Source organism: Rathayibacter sp. Leaf299 (assembly GCF_001423055.1).
GTDB lineage: Bacteria > Actinomycetota > Actinomycetes > Actinomycetales > Microbacteriaceae > Rathayibacter > Rathayibacter caricis.
In genome coordinates this window covers 449,936-471,263 of the sequence record NZ_LMNT01000003.1, presented here as the reverse complement: position 1 = coordinate 471,263, position 21,328 = coordinate 449,936, and the positions used below count along the sequence as shown (strand labels likewise).

Here is a 21,328-nt window from a genome sequence, read left to right as displayed (position 1 = left end):
CTCGCGGGGCTCGGCGATCCGGATGCGGAGGCGAGCTCGGGAGTTTCGCGCGGTGGAAGCCGGCCGGGTGCCGCAGCCTCGGCTCGTGGAAAGCGCTGGGGATCGGGCCGAGCCCGTGCACACCTGGCGATCGGGTCGACGGGAGGGCCGTCGCCGACCGGAGGTGCCAGAGCGCGTGTTCTCCATGTTTCGGCTCGTGGGATCGGGACGGGCTTGTTGGAAGCCGGTGGTCTCGCGAGCCCGACGCGATTCGGCGAGCCGGGGATGCGATCCGCGGGTCTCGGAGACGAGTGCTGATGCCCGGCACGGCGAGCGGCGCAGCTGATGCACTGTCGGCGACCCTGATGCGGGAGCCGGACGGCGGAAGCTGTGCGCCGATGCCCGACCGGGTGAGTTGTCCACCGATGCCCGGTAGGGCGGCCTGTGTGCCGTTGCTCGGTAGGGCGAGCCGTGTGCCGATGCCCGGTAGGGCGAGTCGTCTGCTGATGCCCGATAGGGCGAACTGTGCGCCGATGCCCGGTAGGGCGAGCCGTGTCTCGAGGCCCGGCAGGGCGAGTACCGCGCCGATGCCCGGAGGGCAGCGCGCACCCCACCCGAGCGCCGCGAGGCGTATCCGGAGATCCGCGTCCCAGCGGATCTCCGTCGCCGCACCGCACCGGCCCCCGGGAACTCAGCCGCGTAGGGAGCGGACGCGCCTTCGTTGCGCTACGCGCAACGAAGCCCGCGTTCCGCTCGGTCCACGGGGCGAAGCCCCGTCAGACCGACCGGAACGCGGCCACAGCATTGTGCCCCCCGAACCCGAAGGAGTTCGAGAGGGCGACGAGGGGGCCGTCGCCGAGGGCGCGGGGGCTGGTGACGACGTCGAGGGGGATCTGGGGGTCCTGCTCGGTGAGGTTGATCGTCGGCGGGGCGGTGCGCTCGTGCAGGGCGAGGACGGTGAAGATCGCCTCGAGGGCGCCGGTGCCGCCGAGGAGGTGGCCGGTGGCGGCCTTCGTCGCCGACACGGCGATGTTCGGGAGGTGGTCGCCGAACACGCGGGCGAGGGCGCGGTACTCGGCGATGTCGCCGACCGGGGTGCTGGTCGCGTGGGCGTTGACGTGGACGACGTCGGTGCGGTCGGCGCCGGCCTGCTCGAGGGCGGCGATCATCGCGCGGGCGGCGGCGGAGCCCTCGGGGTCGGGGGCGGTGATGTGGTACGAGTCGCTGGTGACCGCGCCGCCGGCGAGCTCGGCGTAGATGCGGGCGCCGCGGGCCAGGGCGTGCTCCTCGGTCTCGAGGACGAGCGACGCGGCTCCCTCGCCCATGACGAAGCCGTCGCGGCTCACGTCGTAGGGGCGGGAGGCGGTGGCCGGGTCGTCGTTGCGGCGGGAGAGGGCCTGCATGGCGGCGAAGGCGGCGAGCGGGAGCGGGTGGATGACCGACTCCGTGCCGCCGGCGATGACGACGTCGGCGAGGCCGCGCTGGAGGTGCTCGTAGGCGTTCGCGAGAGCCTCGGTGCTCGAGGCGCAGGCCGAGACGTCGGTGCGGGCGTAGGCGCGGGAGGGGATGGACATGCTGATCGCCGCGGCGGCGGCGTTGGGCATGAGCATCGGGATGGTCATGGGCAGGACGCGGCGGGGTCCGCGCTCGCGCAGGGTGTCCCACGCGTCGAGCAGCGTCCAGAGTCCGCCGATGCCGGTGGAGTAGTCGACGCCCACGCGCAGCGGATCGACGTCGGTGATGCCCGCGTCGGCCCAGGCCTCGCGGGCGGAGATCACGGCGAAACGGGCGGAGGGATCGAGCCGCTTGAACTCGGCACGGGGCAGGACGTCCTCGGGACGGACCTTGGCCTGGCCGGCGAACGTCACGGGCAGCTCGTGCTTCGCGACCCACTCGGCCTCGATGGTGCTGATGCCGGACTCCCCCGCGAGGAGGGCGTTCCACGAGTCCCGGGCGGTCCCGCCGAGGGGCGTGGTGGCTCCGATGCCGGTGACGACGATTTTCTTGGTGCTCATGACGACGATCTCTGTTCCGTGACGGGGTGGGTGCCGGGCGCACCCCGGCCGGGCGGATGCCGGGCCGGGGTGTCCGCCTCAGGGGCGCGGAAGTGCTACTCGGACGCCTTGACGATGAAGGTGACCGCGTCGCCCACCGTCTTGAGGTTCTTGACCTCGTCGTCCGGGATCTTCACGTCGAACTTCTCCTCGGCGTTGACGACGATGGTCATCATCGAGATGGAGTCGATGTCGAGGTCGTCGGTGAACGACTTGTCCATCTCGACGGAATCGGTCGCGATGCCGGTCTCGTCGTTGACCAGCTCGGCCAGGCCGGCGAGGACTTCTTCGGTGGACAGTGCCATGGTGCTCTCCTTGAGGGGTTCGGTTCGGGTTGTCGTCGAGTGACCGTGAGTCAGTTTAGGGGTGGGGCGGTGCCCCCTAAGGGAGCACCACGACCTGCGCGCCGAACACGAGTCCGGCTCCGAACCCGATCTGCAGGGCGAGTCCGCCGCTGAGCTCGGGGTGCTCCTCGAGCAGGCGGTGGGTCGCCAGCGGGATGGACGCGGCGGAAGTGTTGCCGGTCGTCTCGATGTCGCGGGCGATCATCACGGTGTCCGGCAGCTTGAGCTGCTTGGCGAACTCGTCGATGATGCGCATGTTCGCCTGGTGGGGGATGAACGCGGCGAGGTCCGAGGGCTCGACGCCCGCCTCCGCCAGCGCCTGCTTCGCGACCTTCGCCATGTCCCAGACGGCCCAGCGGAAGACGGAGGGGCCGTCCTGCCGGAGGGTGGGCCACTCGGCGCGGCCCTCGCGGTAGGCGAGCATCGGGTTGTCCATGCCGACGGTGTCCCAGCGGGAGCCGTCCGATCCCCAGACGGTCTTCGAGATGCCTGCCGAGTCGCTCGGCCCGACGACCGCCGCGCCCGCGCCGTCGCCCAGGAGGAACGAGATGCTGCGGTCGGTGGGGCTGACCAGGTCCGAGAGCTTCTCGGCGCCGACGACGAGCACGTACTCGGCGAGACCCGAGCGGATGAACGAGTCGGCCTGCGCGATGCCGTACGTGTAACCGGCGCAGGCGGCCGAGATGTCGTAGGCCGGGGCCGGGTTGGCGCCGATGCGGTCGGCGAGGAGGGCCGCGAGCGACGGTGTCTGCACCGTGTTGCTGATGGTCGAGACGAGCACGACGCCGATCTGGTCGGGGCGGATGCCGGCCTTCTCGATCGCCTCGAGGGAGGCGGTGGTCGCGAGGTCGACCGCCTGGACGTCGGCCGAGGCGCGGCGGCGCTCGATGATGCCGGTGCGCTGGCGGATCCACTCGTCGGAGGAGTTGATCGGCTCGATCAGGTCGTCGTTCGGCACGACGCGGTCGCCGCGCGCCGCTCCGATGCCGAGGATCCGGGTGTAGGCGGTGCCGCTGGACTGGGTGAGGGTAGGGGTCGTCATGGGTCTCTCCTGCTAGGCGGCGTGCTCGTCGATGAAGGCGCGGGCGGCGTCGAGGTCGTCGGGGGTCTTGACCGCGAGGGTCGGCAGCCCCTTGAGGCCGCGCTTGGCGAGGCCCACCAGGGCGCCGGCCGGGGCGAGCTCGATGAGGCCCGTGACTCCGGCCTCGGCGAACGCCGCCATGCACAGGTCCCAGCGCACCGGGGACGCGACCTGGCCCACGAGGAGGTCCAGGAAGGCCGGGCCGGACTCGACGACCGAGCCGTCGCGGTTGGTCCACAGCCGCAGGGTCGGGTCGGCCGGAGTGATGCCGGCGGCGACGTCGGCGAGCGAGTCGCGGGCGGGCGCCATGTAGCGGGTGTGGAACGCTCCGGCGACCTGGAGGGGGATGACGCGGGTGCCGGCGACCGGCTCGTCCTTGAGCGCCTGCAGGGCGTCGACGGCTCCGGCGACCACGATCTGCCCGCCGCCGTTGTAGTTGGCCGGCTCGAGGCCGAGCTCGTCGAGGCGTGCGAGGAGCGCCTGCTCGTCGCCGCCGAGGACGGCGCTCATCGCGGTCGGCTCCGTAGCTGCGGCCGCGGCCATGGCGCGGGCGCGCTCGCGGACGAAGACGAGCGCGTCGGCCTCGGAGAGGACTCCCGCTCCGGCGGCCGCGGTGATCTCGCCCACCGAGTGCCCGGCGATGCCGGCGATCCGGTCGCGGCGCCCGCCCTCGAGGAGGGCGGCGAGGCTGACGAGTCCGGCCGAGACGATGAGCGGCTGGGCGACGGCCGTGTCGCGGATGGTGTCCGCGTCCGACTCGGTGCCGTGCGCCGCGAGGTCGATGCCGACGGCCTCGGAGTGGGCCGCCACCTGCTCGGCGACGGACGGGACGGCCAACCAGGGCGCGAGGAATCCGGGGGTCTGGGAGCCCTGACCCGGGGCGACGACGACGATCACGTGTCCAGTCTTCCGATCCGCGCCACACTGGGCGCCGCTTGTTCGTACGGAGAAACCACAAAGAGCTTGTGGCGGGTCTACAAGAAGCGGAGGTCAGCTGCGCGCGGGACGGCGGCGGACGGCTCCATCGGGGTCGCTCATCGACCCGAGGATGAGCGCCGACTGCAGGATGAGCGCCTCGCGGGCGCCCGTCGCGTCCCAGCCGATCACCTCGGCGACGCGCTTGAGCCGGTAGCGGACCGTGTTGGGGTGCACGAACAGCTCGCGGGCGGTGGCCTCGAGCGAGCGCCCGTTGTCGAGGTAGGCCCACAGCGTGGTGAGCAGCTCGGTCGAGTGCTTCTGCAGGGGCTTGTAGATCTGGGTGATGAGGCTCTGCCGGGCGAGCGGATCGCCGGCGAGGGCGCGCTCGGGCAGGAGGTCGTCGGCGCTGACCGGGCGCGGTGCGTTCCGCCAGGAGCGGGCGACCGCGAAGCCGGCGAGAGCGGCCCGGGCGCTGCGGGACGCCTCGACCAGCGTCGGGACCTCGTGGCCGAGCACCAGATGGCCGGTGCCGAAGCCGGGCTCGAGCGCCTCCGCGATCTCGAGGAACGCGACCGGGGGACCGGTCTCCTCCGTCGCGTTCTCGCTCGGCTCGGCGCGGCCGATCACCAGCACGAGGCGGCTGCCCTGCACGCCGATCAGCACGTCGGCGTCCATGTGCCGCGCGGTGCGCCGCAGCTGGTCGACGTCGAGCATCTTGGGCGCCGTGCCGACCAGGACCGCGACCTCGCCGTGCCCGTGCCAGCCGAGAGCGGCGATGCGGCTGGGCAGCTCGTCGTCGGCCTCGCCCGTGAGGATCGAGTCGACGACGAGGGCCTCGAGGCGCGCGTCCCAGAGTCCGCGCGCCTCGGCGGCGCGCGCGTAGACGTCGGCCGCCGCGAACGCGACCTCGCGGGAGTAGAGGAGGATCGCTTCGCGGAGGTCCTCGCTGCCGTTGCGCACCCGGTCCTCGACCACCTCGACGGTGACCTTGATCAGCTGCAGCGTCTGGGTCAGCGACACCGAGCGGAGCAGCTCCCGAGGGGCCGCGCCGAAGACGTCGGCCGCGATCCACGGGGTCGCCTGCGGATCGTCGAACCACGAGATGAACGACGTGATGCCGGCCTGGGCGACCAGACCCACGGCCGAGCGCCGACCCGGAGGCATCGCTCCGTACCAGGGGAGCGTGTCGTCGAGGCGCTTGATGGTCTGCGTCGCGAGTTCACCGGCGATGGTGCGCAGCCACGCGAGGGTCTGCTCCTTGGTGCGCGCAGCACCCGGCCGTGAGGCCGGGGCTGCGGGAGCAGACCCTCGCGTGGTCGACGACGACGACGACGCGTCGGAGGAGAGCACCGACTTGTCCGTCAGCTCTCGCCGCCCGCGTTGCCGGTGGTGCCGGCGTTCACGTCGTGCAGCCGGTACTTCTCGATCGCCTGGACCGACAGCGAGGGGTCGACCTCGCCGCGCTTGGCGAGCAGCTGCAGCGTGCGCACCACGACGGACGGGCCGTCGATCTTGAAGTGGCGACGAGCGGCCGCGCGGGTGTCCGAGAAGCCGAAGTCGTCCGCTCCGAGCGTCGCGAAGTCGCCCGGGATGAACTGGCGCAGCTGGTCGGGCACCTGGTGCGAGAAGTCGGAGACGGCGACGAAGGGGCCCTTCGCGTCGGCGAGCTTCTCGGTGACGTACGGCACCTGCTGAGCGTCCTCGGGGTGGAGGAAGTTGTGCTGCTCGGCTTTCATGCCGTCGCGGCGCAGCTCGTTCCACGAGGTGACCGACCAGACGTCGGCCGAGACGCCCCAGTCCTCCGCGAGGAGCTTCTGCGCCTCGATCGCCCACGGCACCGCGACGCCGCTGGCGAGCAGCTGCGCCTTGGGGCCGTCCCACTGGCCCCAGGACACGCGGTGGATGCCGCGGACGATGCCGTCCACATCCACGTCCTCGGGCTCGGCGGGCTGCACGATCGGCTCGTTGTACACCGTGAGGTAGTACATGACGTTCGGGTCGGAGTGCTTCCCGCCGTACATCCGCTCGAGACCGGACTGCACGATGTGCGCGATCTCGTAGCCGTACGCCGGGTCGTAGCTCACGACGGCCGGGTTGGTGGCCGCGAGGATCGGGGAGTGCCCGTCCGCGTGCTGCAGGCCCTCGCCGGTGAGCGTGGTGCGGCCGGCGGTCGCTCCGATCATGAAGCCGCGGGCCATCATGTCGCCCGCCGCCCAGATCGCGTCGCCCGTGCGCTGGAACCCGAACATCGAGTAGAAGACGTAGACCGGGATGAGCGGCTCGCCCTGCGTCGAGTACGAGGTGCCGACTGCGGTGAACGCCGCCAGGGCGCCCGCCTCGTTGATGCCGACGTGCAGGATCTGACCCTGGGGGCTCTCCTTGTACGCCAGCAGCAGTTCGCGGTCGACGGACGTGTAGTGCTGCCCGCGGGGGTTGTAGATCTTCGCGTTCGGGAAGAACGCGTCCATGCCGAAGGTGCGGGCCTCGTCCGGGATGATCGGGACGACGCGGTTGCCGAAGTCCTTCGAGCGGAGGATGTCCTTCAGGATGCGGACGAACGCCATGGTGGTGGCGATCTCCTGCGTCCCGGAGCCCTTCTTGCCGATCTTGTACGCGGAGTCGTCGGGGAGGTTGAGCTGCGTGTACTTCGAGCGGCGCTCGGGCAGGTAGCCGCCGAGCGCGCGACGGCGCTCCTGCAGGTACTCGATCGCCTCGTCGTTCTGACCGGGGTGGTAGTACGGCGGGAGGTAGGGGTTCTCCTCGAGCTGCGCATCCGTGATCGGGATCCGCATGGTGTCGCGGAAGCCCTTCAGGTTGTCGAGCGTCATCTTCTTCATCTGGTGGGTCGCGTTGCGGCCCTCGAAGCTGCGGCCGAGACCGTAGCCCTTGATGGTGTGGGCGAGGATGACGGTGGGCTGGCCCTTGTGCTCCGTCGCGGCCTTCATGGCCGCGTAGATCTTGCGGTAGTCGTGGCCGCCTCGGCGAAGGCCCCAGATCTGCTCGTCGGAGTAGTCCTCGACCAGCTTCTTGGCGCGCTCGTCGCGGCCGAAGAAGTTCTCGCGGACGTAGGCGCCGTCCTCCGTCTTGTAGGTCTGGAAGTCGCCGTCGGGCGTCTTGTTCATGAGGTCGAGCAGCGCGCCCTCGGTGTCGCGGGCGAGCAGGTCGTCCCACTCGCGGCCCCAGATCAGCTTGATGACGTTCCAGCCGGCTCCGCGGAAGTACGACTCGAGCTCCTGCACGATCTTGCCGTTGCCGCGGACGGGTCCGTCGAGGCGCTGGAGGTTGCAGTTGACGATGAAGTTCAGGTTGTCGAGACCGTCGTTCGCGGCGACCTGGAGCTGACCGCGCGACTCGACCTCGTCCATCTCGCCGTCGCCGAGGAACGCCCAGACCTGCTGGTCGGAGGCGTCCTTGATGCCGCGGTTGGTGAGGTACTTGTTGGCCTGGGCCTGGTAGATCGCGTTGATCGGCCCGAGGCCCATCGACACGGTCGGGAACTGCCAGAACTCCGGCATGAGGCGCGGGTGCGGGTAGCTCGAGAGCCCTCCGCCGCTGTGCGAGCGCTCCTGGCGGAAGCCGTCGAGCTGGTGCTCGGTCAGGCGTCCCTCGAGGTAGGCGCGGGCGTAGGGGCCGGGCGAGGCGTGACCCTGGATGAAGACCTGGTCGCCTCCTCCGGGGTGGTCCTGGCCGCGGAAGAAGTGGTTGAAGCCGACCTCGTAGAGCGACGCGCTCGACGCGTACGTCGAGATGTGGCCGCCGACCCCGATTCCGGGGCGCTGCGCGCGGTGCACGAGGATCGCGGCGTTCCACCGGATCCAGGCGCGGTAGCGGCGTTCGACGTCCTCGTCACCGGGGAACTCGGGCTCGTTCTCGGGCGCGATGGTGTTGATGTAGTCCGTGGTCGGCACCATCGGCACGCCGAGGTGCAGCTCCTTGGAGCGCTTCAGGAGACTGAGCACGACGTCGCGTCCGCGACCCGCACCCCGCTCCTGCACGAGCGCGTCCAGCGACTCGTTCCACTCCGACGTTTCCTCGGGGTCCGAGTCCACGTGACCGACGGAATACGGGTCCTGATCGTTAACAGTCACCCTCGACCTCTCTCTGGGGGCAGATCGTGCCCGAGACATCATTCTCATGAAGCGGTGCGGATCCACGCGCGGGTGCTACGGATGACGAGCTGCGCGCAGGCACCTGGGCAAGCCTAGCGATTCCCGCCTACTGTGGCGATCCACGACGGAAGCGTTCAGCGGTCTGTGGGGTTCCACCATCCGGAGGGCCCTCCGCGGCCATCGGGGGAGCCGGCTCCGATCGCCGGTTCGCCGATCCCCCTTGGTGGGGGCGCGAAGCGGGTCTAGCATTGCCCCTCGTGCTCGCGCGAATCTCGTGCGCACGGAAGGACATCGGACCGATGGCTCTCGAGAAGCTGACGCTCGCTCCCGACTTCGAACTCGCCAACCAGTACGGCGAGCGGATCCAGCTCGGCGACTTCCACGGGCGGCGCAACGTCGCCCTCGTCTTCTTCCCCCTCGCGTTCTCGGGCACCTGCACGGGGGAGTTCTGCGCTCTGCGCGAGAACCTGTCGCTCTTCGAGCACGCGGACGTCGAAGTGATCGGCATCTCGGTCGACTCCAAGCACACGCTGCGCGCCTGGGGCGAGAAGCAGGGCTACGACTTCACGCTCCTCTCGGACTTCTGGCCGCACGGAGACGTGGCGAAGCAGTACGGCGTCTTCGTCGAGAGCAAGGGCTACGCGACGCGCGCGACCTTCCTCATCGACCGGGAGGGCGTCATCCGCGACACCTTCATCACCGAGCCCGGCGAGGCGCGCTCGATCGACGCGTACCGCGCCGCGATCGACGCGCTCCAGCCGGCGCACGCCTGACGCTCCTCGCGAGATGCCACTTCGGTACGGCTCCTGCGGCGTGTCGCGTACCGGAGTGGCATCTCGCGGAGACGCAACCCGAGTGATCGGGTACCGGGTCAGTTCAGGATGTTGACCGCGCGGGCGATGACCAGCGCGAGCAGGACGAATCCGGTGACGCCCTCGACGGCCATCAGGAGCTTCGCCCGGCTCGAGAGCGGCATGGTGTCGGTCGGGCTGAACGCCATGGTGTTCGTCGTCGAGACGTAGAGGTAGTCGACGAAGCCGGGCCGCCAATCTGCGCGCTCGGAGGATGTCGCCGAGACCTCCTGCACCGTGTCCCGGTAGCCGTCCTGCGGGAACGCGAAATCGGCGGCGGGCAGCCCGCTCCGCGGGAGTGTCCCGCGGGCGACGGGGCCGCCGCGGTCGAGCTCCCAGTAGAGCAGCGCGTAGGCGACCACGTTCGTCACCCAGACCTGCAGAGCGGTGAGCAGGAGGAGCGGTCCGTCCGTCGATCCGTCGACGAGCGCCAGAACGAGGGCGACGACGTTCACCTGGTTGGCGACGGCGAGGACGACGGCCAGCGAGATCGAGACGACGCGCGACCACTTCGTCTCGCTGTCGAGGCGGCGCGGGTTGACGACGAACAGCGGGACGAGGAGGACGAGGGTGAGCGCCGCCGCGGCCAGCCTGACCGCCGACGTGCGGTCGTCGTGCCCCACGACGTTGAGGGCGACGGCGACGAGGATGGCGGCGGAGGCGGGCCAGCGGCTCTCGGCGCGCCGCCTCGCCCGGTCGCCGGGTGCGTCGGTCATGTGCCGAGGCTAGCGGCGCCCGACGGCCGGGGACGCGGGAGAGGGTGTCGTACGATGGGGACGCTCGTCGGCGGCCAGGCCGCGACGGGGGCCTTTAGCTCAGTTGGTAGAGCGCCACGTTTACACCGTGGATGTCATCGGTTCGAGCCCGGTAGGGCCCACTCCGGAATCGCGCTCGGCGGGCCCGGCGGATCCGTTCTCAGCGCGTCTGACGGCGCTTGTAGGGCTTGGGCTGGCCCTTGACGATCGGGGCGCGGCCGGTGCCCTTCGAGGCCTTCGCCTTGCCGCCGGCGGGGGGAGCCGCCTCGGGCTCGTCGCCGAGGGCCGCGAGCTCCGCGCGCGCGGAGGCGAGCCGTTCGCGGCCCGCCGCGGTGAGCACCGTGCGGGACGCGCCGGGCTCGAAGAGCGGGCGCCCGAGGTCGAACTCGACGGCGGCGACGGAGGAGTCGAGCTTCTTCCGCGAGATGCCGAGCTTCTCGGCGGCGCGCACGAAGTGCAGCTCCTCGGCGACCGCAACGAAGTGACGCAGCTGGCTGATCTTCATCCGGAACCCTTCGCGGCCGCGGGCACGGCCTCCTGAACCCTACGCGGTCGGGAAGGGATCGCCGACCCGTCGATCGTCGCCGATCCCTCCGCTCCGTGTTGCGTGAGAGCGCTCTCGCGTCTAGCCTGCGCTCGTGGGCGGAACCCGAACCCGCCCGCGGAGGAGGCCGACGTGGGCGCGCTCGTCTACAGCGGGATCGCCTCGGTCGACGGGTACACCCGGGACGAGGCCGGCGGCTTCACCTGGGCGGAGCCGCGGCCCGAGGTGCACCGCTTCATCAACGAGACCGAGGCGGAGGTGCGCACCTATCTCTACGGCCGGCGGATGTACGAGACCATGAGCCCCTGGGGGCCGGGATTCGCTCTCGCCGAGCAGTTCGCCTTCATCCGCGATTTCCAGGAGATGTGGCGGTCGGCGGACAAGATCGTGTACTCGCGGACATTGGACGACGTCCGGACCGAGCGCACCCGGCTCGAGCGGCGCTTCGACCCCGAGGCGGTGCGCGAGCAGGTGGACGCGCTCGACCACGACGCCTCGATCGGAGGGGCCGACCTCGCCGCTCAGGCTCTGCGCGCCGGCATCGTGGACGAGATCCGCTGGTACGTGGTGCCCGTCGTGGTCGGAGGCGGGACGCGGTTCCTGCCGTCCGGGTTCCGCACGGCGCTCGATCTGCGCGAGCAGCGGCGCTTCAGCGACGGGACGCTCTTCCTCCGCTACGGCGTCGTGCGCTGAGGACGCGTCAGGCGCCGACGAGCTCGGCGATCCTGCTCGCGATCCGGGCACCCTGGGCGCGACCGGCCTCCGCCGAGGCGGCGCGCACCGCGGGGTCGAGCGAGTTCGGTCCGAAGGCCCGGATCGACGTCTCGTCGGCGTAGACGACCTCGACCCGCGAGGATGCGAGGGCGTCCAGCTCGGCCGTGGGCAGGGTGCCCGCTCCGGGTGCGCCGACGCCGGGCAGCGGAGTGACGACGAGGACCCAGTCGGCTCCGGCGGCCAGGTCGGCGTTGCTCCCCGAGCGCACGCCCCCGTCCATGTAGCGCACGCCGTCGATCGTGACCGGCGGCCAGACGCCCGGAACGGCGCAGCTCGCGGCGATGGCGTCGACGAGCGGGACGCCGCTCGTCCGGTCGAAGACGACGAGGGCGCCGGTGGCGGTGTCGACGGCGGTGATGAGGAGGCGCCGATCGGGCCAGCCCGCGTCGGCGACGCGAGCGGCGATGACGTCCCGGCGCGACTCCTCCGACAGGGTCGACGTCGACAGGGCGAGCACGCCGATGCGACGGCGGGCGTCCTCGGGCGAGGTCGCGCCCTCGATCGCGGCGGCGAAGCTGGCCTGCAGGGCCTCGGAGTCGATGACGGCGCCGATCTCGGCCGACTCCTCGCGCAGCTGCGAGGCGTAGGCCTCGTCGAGGCCGACGGAGGTGCTGAGCTGGGCCGCGACGGCGGATCCCGCGGACGTGCCGAGGAACGTGGTCGAGGGGTCGAGCAGGAGCCGGGCCGCCTCGGGGGACGCGTCGGCGATGCCGCGCACGACGCCGAGCTCCCAGGCGATACCGGCCAGTCCGCCTCCGGCGAGGACGAGGGCACCAGGCATGAACGAGTTCCTTCCGCAGGGGGTCCGCGACTGTGGTCCGGACGCGGTTCCTCCGACGCTGTCACACGGTCCTGGGCGTCGGCTCCCGCGTCCGGTGGGAGCGCTCAGGAGCGCTTGCGCTCGCGCACGATCGTCCAGACGTTCTGCCCGTCGACGCGGCGGTGCTCGAAGCTGGTCACGAGGGCCTGGATGAACGGGATGCCGCGGCCGGCCTCCTCCCACTCGTCGGGCATGTCGCGGCGCTCGGCCACGTCGATGTCGGCGGCCTCGCCCGAGTCGCTCAGAACGGCGCGCATCTCGAGGTCGTCGACGCGGATCTCGACGCGGCAGACGACGGGCCGGGAGGAGCGCGCGTGCTGAACGACGTTGGACGTCACCTCGACGAGGGCCGTGGTGAAGGACATGCGATCCCACGAGCCCAGGCCCGGGCTCTCGGCCCAGAGCTCCTCGAGCGCTTCGTGGATCGCGGTCATGCCGTCGTCAGGGGGCGTGTGCAGGACGAAGGAGCGCTCAGGCACGGCGCGCACCGCCGGCACCGCGGACGGCGTCCGCTCCGATGCGGGTGCGATGCTGCATGAGTCCTCCTGCGAGCGCGCGCGCCCTGCGGCCCGAGCGGCGGATCCGCGGGGGCGGTCCTGGACGGGCGGTCGTGCGACTCCGGTTCCGGCGCTCGTCGCCCGGGAAGTCGATCCGGGACGACGGTACAAGCAAACGGCCCGATCGGGCGACGGCGGGCCGCGCGGGAGACACCACGGCTCAGCCGCGGGAGGCGGCGATCGCGTCGGCGGCCAGGCGGGCGGAGGTCTCGCGGTCGCGGAGCCAGAGGGGCACCGAGCGCGTCCGCAGACCGGCCGCCTCGAGCGCGGAGACGGCTCCGGCGTCCTCCTCGCCGACCAGCCACGCGTCGAGCAGCCCGCCCGTGGAGCGGGAGCCGTAGTGCAGGCCGACCGCCTCGGCCAAGGTCTCGACGCCGATCGCGGCGAGGCACGCGTCGGCCATCCCGCGCACGACGGCTCCGCCGATGACGGGGGACACCCCGACGACGGGGGCGGCGGTGGCGCGCAGGGCGTCGGCGATGCCCGGCACGCCGAGGATCGTGCCGATCGACACGACGGGGTTCGACGGTGCGACGAGCACCGCATCCGTGTCGGCGATCGCCTCGAGGACGCCGGGAGCGGGACGCGCGGTCGCGACCCCCTTCTGCACGAAGCGGCGGGCGGGCACGGAGGCGCGCAGCCGCACCCACCACTCCTCGAAGTGCAGCAGCCGCACGCCCTCACCGGGGATCTCGACCTCGACGTGCGTCTCGACGTCGTCGTCGGACATGGGGAGCAGGCGGACGCCGAGCGGCCAGCGCGCCGTGATCCGCTCGGTCGCCTCCGACAGGGTGAGACCGTCGCGCATCATCGAGGTGCGGGCGATGTGCGTGCCGAGGTCGAGGTCTCCGAGGGTGAACCAGGGCCAGCCGACGCCGAATGCGGTGAGCTCGGCCGAGACCCGCTCCGACTCGCCGGCCCGGCCCCAGCCGCGCTCGGTGTCGTTCACTCCGCCCAGGGCGTAGGTGAGGGAGTCGAGGTCGGGGCAGACCTTGAGGCCGGTGAGCCACATGTCGTCGCCCGTGTTCGCGACCACCGTGATCTCGGACGGGCCGCCACCCGCGGCCTCGAGGTCGCGGAGGTGCCCCCGCACGGCCGAGGTGAAGCGGGCTCCTCCGACGCCGCCGGCGAGGATCGTGATGCGCATCCACTCACGGTACCGCCCTCGTCGAGCGGCGACGGAATCGGTGGAGCCGACTCCTTAATCCCACGGATTCCCACTCGAAACACGCGGGAAACGTCGGAGGACGACGATGAACCCCTGTCCACGGAGTCGGGCGGGTCGTTGCCTTCGGGCGCTCGGCCCACCACAGTGGGACCACGGTCCCCCGACTCCGCATCCGCACGGTGCCGAGGCACCCGAGGAGTTCCGCCGTCGAAGCCCCGCTGGCGGATGGCCCCACTGTCATGGAGGTACCGATGACCATCGTCCGCGCAGCGATCACGCAGACCACCTGGACCGGCGACAAGGAGTCGATGCTCGACAAGCACGAGCAGATGGCCAGGGACGCCGCCGCCGACGGGGCGCAGATCGTCTGTTTCCAGGAGCTGTTCTACGGTCCGTACTTCGGAATCACGCAGGACAAGAAGTACTACCGCTACGCCGAGCCGGCCGACGGGCCGATCGTGCAGCGTTTCGCGGCGCTGGCGAAGGAGCTCGGGGTGGTGATGATCCTCCCGATCTACGAGGAGGAGCAGACCGGCGTCTACTACAACACCGCGGTGGTCGTCGACGCCGACGGCACGATCCTCGGGAAGTACCGCAAGCACCACATCCCGCACCTCGACCGGTTCTGGGAGAAGTTCTACTTCCGCCCGGGCAACCTCGGCTACCCGGTGTTCGACACCGCCGTCGGCAAGGTGGGCGTGCACATCTGCTACGACCGGCACTTCCCCGAGGGCTGGCGGGAGCTGGGCCTGAACGGGGCGCACATGGTCTTCAACCCCAACGCGACCAAGCCGGGGCTCTCCAACCGCCTGTGGGAGGTCGAGGGACCCGCTGCCGCCGTGGCGAACGGGTACTTCGTGCTGCAGCCCAACCGGGTGGGCCGCGAGGACAACGAGTACGGCGACCTCGCCGTCGACTTCTACGGCACGAGCCAGGTCATCGACCCGCGCGGCGAGTTCGTCGGCGAGCGCGGCTCCGGGGAGAGCGAGGAGATCCTCCTCCGGGACCTCGATCTCGACATGGTGCAGCAGATGCGCGACGACTGGCAGTTCTACCGCGACCGCCGGCCGGAGTCGTACACCAGCATCCCCAAGCCGTGACCGCGCGAACCATCCAGGAGCGACGATGAAGACCCTCATCATCAACGGCACGGTCGTGAACGCGACCGGCACCGGCGCGGCCGACGTGCTGATCGACGGAGAGACGATCGCGGCGGTCCTCGCGCCCGGGTCGACCCTGCTCGGCTTCGATCTCGGGGCGAACGTCGACCGCGTGATCGACGCGACGGGGAAGTACGTGATCCCGGGCGGGATCGACGCGCACACGCACATGGAGATGCCCTTCGGCGGCACCTTCGCCTCGGACACCTTCGAGACGGGCACGCGGGCCGCCGCGTGGGGCGGCACGACCTCGATCGTGGACTTCGTGGTGCAGTACCCCGGCGAGAGCGTCGTCGAGCGGTATCAGGCGTGGCAGGCGAAGGCGGCGGGGGAGTGCGCGATCGACTACGGCTTCCACCAGATCCTGTCGGACGTGCAGGACTCGTCGCTGGTCGCGATGGACGAGCTGATGGACGAGGGGGTGACGAGCTTCAAGCTCTTCATGGCCTACAAGGGCGTGTTCCTGTCGGACGACGGGCAGATCCTCCGCGCGTTCCAGAAGGGCGCCTCGAACGGCGCGATGATGATGATGCACGCCGAGAACGGCGCGATCATCGACGAGCTCGTGAAGCAGTCCCTCGCGGCCGGGAACACGTCTCCGTACTTCCACGGCACCTCGCGCCCGTGGCAGGCGGAGGAGGAGGCGACGCACCGGGCGATCATGATCGCCGACCTCACCGGTGCACCCCTCTACGTCGTGCACGTGTCGGCGAAGCAGGCGGTGGAGCAGATCGCGCAGGCCCGCGACCGCGGCATGAACGTGTTCGGCGAGACCTGCCCGCAGTACCTGTACCTCTCGCTCGAGGAGCAGCTGGGCGCGCCGGGGTTCGAGGGCGCGAAGTGGGTGTGCTCCACGCCGCTGCGCTCGAATGCGGAGGGGCACCAGCACCACATGTGGCAGTCGCTGCGCACGAACGACATCCAGATGGTGTCCACCGACCACTGCCCGTTCTGCATGAAGGGCCAGAAGGACATGGGCGTCGGCGACTTCTCGAAGATCCCCAACGGCATCGGCTCCGTCGAGCACCGCATGGACCTGATGTACCAGGGCGTCGTGTCGGGGCAGATCACGCTCCCTCGGTGGGTGGAGCTGACGTCGACGACTCCGGCGCGGATGTTCGGGATGTACGGGAAGAAGGGCGTGATCCAGCCCGGCGCCGACGGCGACGTCGTCGTCTACGACCCGAACGGCCACACCTCGATCGGCATCGGCGAGGGGCGCAGTCACCACATGAACATGGACTACTCCGCGTGGGAGGGGTTCGAGATCGACGGGCACGTCGACACCGTGATCTCCCGCGGCAAGGTCGTCGTCGACGACGGGCAGTACGTGGGTACCAAGGGCGACGGCAAGTACATCAAGCGCGGACTCTCGCAATATCTGATCTGACCTCTCCTCGTCCGACCGCAGCACAAAGGAACCCCATGGACTTCGGAGTCGTCCTCCAGACCAACCCGCCCGCCTCGCGCACCGTCGCCCTCGCCGTCCTGGCCGAGACCTACGGCTTCGACTACGCGTGGACGTTCGACTCGCACCTGCTCTGGCAGGAGCCCTACGTGATCTACTCGCAGATCCTCGAGAAGACGCACCGCATCACGGTCGGCCCGATGGTCACCAACCCGGCGACGCGCGACTGGACGGTCATCGCCTCCCTGCACGCGACGCTGAACGAGATGTACGGCAACCGCACCGTGTGCGGGATCGGCCGCGGCGACTCCGCGGTGCGCGTGACGGGCGGGGCGCCGACCACGCTCAAGACGCTGCGGGAGTCGATCCACGTCATCCGCGAGCTCGCCAACAGCCGCTCGGTCGAGTACAACGGCTCGACACTGCAGTTCCCGTGGAGCCGCGGCTCCTCGCTCGAGATGTGGGTGGCCGCCTACGGCCCGCTCGCGCTGAAGCTGGCGGGCGAGGTCGGCGACGGCTTCATCCTGCAGCTGGCCGACGTCGACATCGCGCGCTGGATGATCACCACGGTCAAGGAGGCGGCCGCGAACGTGGGCCGCGACCCCGAGTCGCTGCAGTTCTGCATCGCCGCGCCGATGTACATCGGCACCGACCGCGCCCACATGTACGAGCAGTGCCGCTGGTTCGGCGGCATGGTCGGCAACCACGTCGCCGACATCGTCGGCCGCTACGGGAGCAGCGGCGCGGTGCCGCAGGCCCTCACCGACTACATCGCGGGGCGCGAGGGCTACGACTACAACGAGCACGGGCGGGCGGGCAACAGCCACACCTCGTTCGTGCCGGACGAGATCGTCGAGCGCTTCTGCGTGCTGGGCACGGCCGACGAGCACATCGCCAAGCTCGAGGCGCTCGCCGAGATCGGCGTCACGCAGTTCGCCGGCTACCTCCAGCACGACAACAAGGAGGAGACGCTGCGCGTCTACGGCGAGCGCGTGATCCCGGCTCTCGGCCCGCACATCACGGCCAAGGCATGAGGGGTCCGGCCGCGGCGCGCGGGATCCTGCTCGGCGCGGCCGGCCTGCTCCTGCTCGCTCTGGTCTGGGAGGCGTACAAGGCGCTCGGCCCCGAGACCGGTGTGGTCGTCGGAGGCGTCACGGTGCTGCCGCGCACCAGCGCGATCGCGATGCCGCACCTCTGGGAGATCGCGGCGCGACTCGTCGAGCCGGTGACCGGAGCCCGCGGCGCTCCGGCGCTCTGGCTCGCTGTGCTGCAGGCGAGCGCCTTCTCGCTCGGGATCGCGGCCGTCGGCTGGGTCGTCGGGGTCGTCGTCGGGATGCTGCTCGCGCTGCTCATGCAGCGGTTCCGCACCGCGGAGTCGGCGGTGCTGCCCTGGATCGTGCTCAGCCAGACGGTGCCGCTCATCGCCATCGCGCCGCTGGTGCGCCGCTGGGGCTCGCAGCTCGAGTTCGGCGCGTTCACCTGGGAGAACTGGATGTCGGTGGCGCTGATCGCCTCCTACCTCGCCTTCTTCCCCGTGTCGATCGGCGCGCTGCGCGGCCTCGGCTCGCCGGCCGCCCATCAGGTCGAGCTGATGCACGTCTACGGGGTGGGCTGGTGGAAGACGCTCGTGCGGCTGCGCCTGCCGGCGAGCGTGCCGTTCCTGCTCCCCGCCCTGCGCCTCGGAGCGGTCAGCGCCGTCATCGGGACCGTGGTCGCCGAGGTCTCGATCGGCCTGCGCGGCGGCATCGGCCGCATGATCATCGAGTTCGCCTCCGCCGCCGGCGGAGACCCCGCCAAGCCCTGGGCGCCGATCCTGGGCGCGGTGCTCGTCGGCCTCGCGGCCGCCGGCGCCGTCGCGCTGATCGGGGTCGTCCTCCGTCCGTTCCGCAGAGGGGAGCAGCCCGCATGAGCGCTGCCGAGTCCGCCGTCGTCGTCGACGCCGTCACCAAGACGTTCAGCACGAAGAAGGGCGCGAGCGTCGTCGCGCTCCAGGACGTGTCGCTCGAGATCGCGGCGGGGGAGTTCGTCTCGCTGATCGGACCCTCCGGCTGCGGCAAGTCGACCCTGCTGCGACTGATCGCGGACCTCGACGAGCCCACGTCGGGAGCGATCTCCGTCTTCGGCAAGACCGCACGGCGCGCGCGGCTCGACCAGGACTACGGCATCGCGTTCCAGCAGGCCGGGCTGCTGCCGTGGCGCAGCATCCGCGCGAACATCGCCCTGCCGCTCGAGCTGCACGGCGTCGGAGCCTCGGCCCGGCGCTCGCGGGTCGACGAACTCCTCGCGCTGGTCGGGCTCGGCGACTTCGCCGACTCCTACCCCGACCAGCTCTCGGGAGGCATGCAGCAGCGCGTCGCCATCGCGCGTGCGCTCGCCGAGAGCCCGCGGCTGCTCCTGATGGACGAGCCCTTCGGAGCGCTGGACGAGATGACGCGCGAGCGGATGCAGACGGAGCTGCTGCGGATCCGCACCGAGACCGGAGCGGCCGTCGTCTTCGTCACCCACTCGATCCCGGAGGCGGTGTTCCTCTCGGACCGCGTCGTCGTCATGTCGCCCCGCCCGGGGCGGATCCGCGACGTGCTCCCGGTGCGCCTGCCCGACGCCGCCTCGCGCGACGAGGGCGTGCGCGAGGTCGAGTCGTTCTTCCGCGATGTCAGCGCCGTGCGCGAGCTCCTGCACGGCGAGGCCGCGGCGCTGCCGCGCGGGGTGGAGAACCGATGACGACTCCGGCGCTCGCGCGCACCGTCCTCGCGCCGCTGCTGCTCGGGCTCGCGGCCCTGATCCTGTGGCAGGTGGGCGTCACGGCGTTCGACGTGAAGCCGTTCGTGCTGCCGTCGCCGGTGTCGATCGGTGCGGAGTTCGCGCAGAACCTCGGCTCGGTGACGTCCGGGAGCCGCGTCACCGGAGGGAACGCGCTGATCGGCCTCGTCGTCGGAGCGGTGGTCGCGGTGGTCGTCGCGAGCCTGTCGGCGCTTCTGCGGGTCTTCGACGGCCTCGTCGCTCCGATCGTCGCGGCGGCCGCCGTGGTGCCGATCGTGGCGCTGGCGCCGGTGCTCTACACGATGTTCGGCGCGAGCGTCGAGACGGCGCGGCAGCTCGTCGCGGCACTCGCCGTCTTCGTGCCGGTCTACGTGAACACCCTGCGGGGGCTGCGGCAGGCGACTCCGGTGCACCGCGATCTGATGCGGGCGTACGCCGCGACTCCGTGGCAGAGCACGCTCGCCGTCACGCTCCCCGCCGCCGTGCCGTTCTTCTTCACGGGACTGCGCATCGCCTCCTCGCTCGCCGTCATCTCGGCGCTGGTCGCCGAGTACTTCGGCGGACCGGTCGGCGGGCTCGGCAAGTCGATCACGACGGCGGCCTCGGGCAGCGACTACGCGCTCGCCTACGCCTACGTGCTCGGCGCCGTGCTCGTCGGCCTCCTGTTCTACTGCGCCACCGCGGGGCTCGAGGCCTTCGCGCTCCGGCGCAGTCGCGCGCGCTGATCCCAGCCGCTCCCGGGCCCGCCCGGTGCTCCACCGTTCCACCCGGGTCCGCCCGGCGCTCCATCCGCACCACGGCACGTCGCTCCACAGCACCGCCCGCACGGGCACGTCCTGCACCACACCATCTGGAGGAACAGTGAACAGACGCACGCGCATCGCGACGACCACGACGGCGGGGCTCGCCGCCGTCGGTCTCGCGCTCACCGGATGCAGCGCATCCGGAACCGACGACGGCGGCTCGGGCGGCGGCTCGGGCGACCTCGCGCCGGTCACCCTGCAACTGCAGTGGGTCGCCCAGGCCCAGTTCGCCGGGTACTACGCCGCCCTCGACCAGGGCTACTACGAGGACGAGGGTCTGGACGTCACCATCGCCGAGGGCGGCGGCGACATCGTGCCGCAGGACGTCCTCGCCTCCGGAGACGCGGACTACGCGATCTCGTGGGTGCCGAAGGTGCTCGGGTCGATCGAGCAGGGCGCGGCGATCACCGATGTCGCGCAGATCTTCGAGCGGAGCGCCACCACGCAGATCTCGTTCAAGGACAAGGGCATCACCTCGCCCGCCGATCTGTCCGGCAAGACGGTCGGCAGCTGGGGCTACGGCAACGAGTGGGAGCTCTTCGCCGGCATGCAGCAGGACGGCGTGTCGCTCGAGGACATCTCGCTCGTGCAGCAGCAGTTCGACATGAACGGGTTCCTCGCCGGCGACATCGATGCGGCGCAGGCGATGACCTACAACGAGTACGCGCAGGTGCTCGAGAGCGTGAACCCGGAGACGGGGGAGCTGTACACGCCCGACGACCTGAACGTGATCAGCTGGAACGACGTCGGCACGGCGATGCTGCAGGACGCGATCTGGGCCGACGCCGAGAAGCTCGAGAGCGACGACGCGTACGCGGAGCAGACCGTCGCGTTCGTGAAGGCCTCGATCAAGGGCTGGATCTACGCGAAGGACAACCCGGAGGAGGCGGCCGACATCGTCACCGCCGCCGGCTCGACGCTCGGCACGAGCCACCAGCTCTGGATGACCAACGAGGTCAACAAGCTGATCTGGCCCTCCACCGGAGGCATCGGCATGATCGACGAGGCCGCCTGGCAGCAGACGGTCGACATCGCCAAGGAGACGCAGAACGAGACCGGCGCGACGATCATCAGCGACGACCCGCCGGAGACGGCGTACTCGAACGAGTACGTCGAGAAGGCGCTGGCCGAGCTCGAGGAGGAGGGCGTCGACACGAGCGGCGCCGACTTCGAGCCGATCGAGGTGACCCTGCAGGAGGGCGGCGCCTGATCCGTGCTCACCGGGCCGGGGTCGTCGTCCGCG

General features: G+C 70.9%; 20 protein-coding genes and 1 tRNA gene. 10 read left to right on the top strand and 11 right to left on the bottom strand.

Going from position 1 to position 21,328, the window contains the following annotated elements; genetic code table 11:
- Positions 1 to 755: 755 nt before the first annotated feature.
- From ASF48_RS13835 to aceE, 6 genes are all read right to left on the bottom strand, one after another.
- Positions 756 to 1,994: a beta-ketoacyl-[acyl-carrier-protein] synthase family protein gene (locus ASF48_RS13835; protein ID WP_055792760.1), complete on the bottom strand. Its 1,239-nt coding sequence runs from the start codon at positions 1,992 to 1,994 to the stop codon at positions 756 to 758.
- Positions 1,995 to 2,089: 95 nt separating this feature from the next.
- A complete protein-coding gene (locus ASF48_RS13830) occupies positions 2,090 to 2,338 on the bottom strand; it encodes an acyl carrier protein (RefSeq protein WP_055792757.1) in 249 nt (82 codons plus the stop codon).
- A gap of 76 nt (positions 2,339 to 2,414) precedes the next feature.
- Positions 2,415 to 3,419, bottom strand: a complete 1,005-nt coding sequence (locus tag ASF48_RS13825; protein WP_055792755.1) for a beta-ketoacyl-ACP synthase III — start codon at positions 3,417 to 3,419, stop codon at positions 2,415 to 2,417.
- A gap of 12 nt (positions 3,420 to 3,431) precedes the next feature.
- A complete protein-coding gene (locus ASF48_RS13820) occupies positions 3,432 to 4,355 on the bottom strand; it encodes an ACP S-malonyltransferase (RefSeq protein WP_055792753.1) in 924 nt (307 codons plus the stop codon).
- Between the two features lie 93 nt (positions 4,356 to 4,448).
- The gene (locus ASF48_RS13815; protein ID WP_055793208.1) at positions 4,449 to 5,615 is read right to left on the bottom strand and encodes a PucR family transcriptional regulator; all 1,167 of its coding nucleotides are present in this window, start codon (positions 5,613 to 5,615) and stop codon (positions 4,449 to 4,451) included.
- A 122-nt stretch (positions 5,616 to 5,737) separates the two neighbouring features.
- Positions 5,738 to 8,464, bottom strand: coding sequence for a pyruvate dehydrogenase (acetyl-transferring), homodimeric type (gene aceE / locus ASF48_RS13810; protein WP_055792750.1), 2,727 nt, complete (start codon positions 8,462 to 8,464; stop codon positions 5,738 to 5,740).
- Positions 8,465 to 8,784: 320 nt separating this feature from the next.
- On the opposite strand from aceE, the gene ASF48_RS13805 reads away from it, so the two are divergent.
- Complete coding sequence (locus ASF48_RS13805; RefSeq protein WP_055792747.1) at positions 8,785 to 9,258, top strand: peroxiredoxin; 474 nt, start codon at positions 8,785 to 8,787, stop codon at positions 9,256 to 9,258.
- Positions 9,259 to 9,356: 98 nt separating this feature from the next.
- On the opposite strand, the gene ASF48_RS13800 is transcribed toward ASF48_RS13805, so the two are convergent.
- A complete protein-coding gene (locus ASF48_RS13800; protein ID WP_055792744.1) occupies positions 9,357 to 10,052 on the bottom strand; it encodes a DUF1345 domain-containing protein in 696 nt (231 codons plus the stop codon).
- 88 nt (positions 10,053 to 10,140) lie between these two features.
- Here ASF48_RS13800 and ASF48_RS13795 point away from each other — a divergent pair.
- Positions 10,141 to 10,213 (top strand) — tRNA-Val (locus ASF48_RS13795).
- 38 nt (positions 10,214 to 10,251) lie between these two features.
- On the opposite strand, the gene ASF48_RS13790 is transcribed toward ASF48_RS13795, so the two are convergent.
- Positions 10,252 to 10,596 carry a helix-turn-helix domain-containing protein gene (locus tag ASF48_RS13790; RefSeq protein ID WP_055792740.1) on the bottom strand — a complete coding sequence of 115 codons (345 nt, stop codon included), beginning with the start codon at positions 10,594 to 10,596 and terminating at the stop codon, positions 10,252 to 10,254.
- A 171-nt stretch (positions 10,597 to 10,767) separates the two neighbouring features.
- Between ASF48_RS13790 and ASF48_RS13785 the strand changes: the two genes are divergently transcribed.
- A complete protein-coding gene (locus ASF48_RS13785) occupies positions 10,768 to 11,328 on the top strand; it encodes a dihydrofolate reductase family protein (protein WP_055792738.1) in 561 nt (186 codons plus the stop codon).
- A 7-nt stretch (positions 11,329 to 11,335) separates the two neighbouring features.
- On the opposite strand, the gene ASF48_RS13780 is transcribed toward ASF48_RS13785, so the two are convergent.
- The 3 genes from ASF48_RS13780 to cofD all read right to left on the bottom strand — a co-directional run bounded on the left by ASF48_RS13780 (position 11,336) and on the right by cofD (position 13,933).
- On the bottom strand, positions 11,336 to 12,190 hold the full coding sequence (locus ASF48_RS13780) for a patatin-like phospholipase family protein (RefSeq protein ID WP_055792734.1): 855 nt from the start codon (positions 12,188 to 12,190) through the stop codon (positions 11,336 to 11,338).
- Positions 12,191 to 12,294: 104 nt separating this feature from the next.
- The gene (locus ASF48_RS13775) at positions 12,295 to 12,708 is read right to left on the bottom strand and encodes an ATP-binding protein (protein WP_157603168.1); all 414 of its coding nucleotides are present in this window, start codon (positions 12,706 to 12,708) and stop codon (positions 12,295 to 12,297) included.
- A 238-nt stretch (positions 12,709 to 12,946) separates the two neighbouring features.
- Positions 12,947 to 13,933, bottom strand: coding sequence for a 2-phospho-L-lactate transferase (cofD, locus tag ASF48_RS13770; protein ID WP_055792731.1), 987 nt, complete (start codon positions 13,931 to 13,933; stop codon positions 12,947 to 12,949).
- A gap of 272 nt (positions 13,934 to 14,205) precedes the next feature.
- Between cofD and ASF48_RS13765 the strand changes: the two genes are divergently transcribed.
- The 7 genes from ASF48_RS13765 (at position 14,206) to ASF48_RS13735 (ending at position 21,295) form a co-directional block, all read left to right on the top strand.
- Positions 14,206 to 15,054 carry a nitrilase-related carbon-nitrogen hydrolase gene (locus ASF48_RS13765; protein ID WP_055792728.1) on the top strand — a complete coding sequence of 283 codons (849 nt, stop codon included), beginning with the start codon at positions 14,206 to 14,208 and terminating at the stop codon, positions 15,052 to 15,054.
- Between the two features lie 25 nt (positions 15,055 to 15,079).
- Complete coding sequence (gene hydA / locus ASF48_RS13760) at positions 15,080 to 16,504, top strand: dihydropyrimidinase (protein ID WP_055792725.1); 1,425 nt, start codon at positions 15,080 to 15,082, stop codon at positions 16,502 to 16,504.
- A gap of 35 nt (positions 16,505 to 16,539) precedes the next feature.
- A complete protein-coding gene (locus ASF48_RS13755; RefSeq protein ID WP_055792722.1) occupies positions 16,540 to 17,556 on the top strand; it encodes a TIGR03842 family LLM class F420-dependent oxidoreductase in 1,017 nt (338 codons plus the stop codon).
- Complete coding sequence (locus ASF48_RS13750) at positions 17,553 to 18,431, top strand: ABC transporter permease (RefSeq protein ID WP_055792719.1); 879 nt, start codon at positions 17,553 to 17,555, stop codon at positions 18,429 to 18,431. The genes ASF48_RS13755 and ASF48_RS13750 overlap by 4 nt, the downstream gene beginning before the upstream one ends.
- Positions 18,428 to 19,243 (top strand): ABC transporter ATP-binding protein, encoded by an 816-nt coding sequence (locus ASF48_RS13745; protein ID WP_055792717.1) that lies wholly within the window; start codon positions 18,428 to 18,430, stop codon positions 19,241 to 19,243. The genes ASF48_RS13750 and ASF48_RS13745 overlap by 4 nt, the downstream gene beginning before the upstream one ends.
- Positions 19,240 to 20,007, top strand: coding sequence for an ABC transporter permease (locus ASF48_RS13740; protein WP_055792714.1), 768 nt, complete (start codon positions 19,240 to 19,242; stop codon positions 20,005 to 20,007). The genes ASF48_RS13745 and ASF48_RS13740 overlap by 4 nt, the downstream gene beginning before the upstream one ends.
- A gap of 136 nt (positions 20,008 to 20,143) precedes the next feature.
- On the top strand, positions 20,144 to 21,295 hold the full coding sequence (locus tag ASF48_RS13735) for an ABC transporter substrate-binding protein (protein WP_230671198.1): 1,152 nt from the start codon (positions 20,144 to 20,146) through the stop codon (positions 21,293 to 21,295).
- Positions 21,296 to 21,328: the final 33 nt, after the last annotated feature.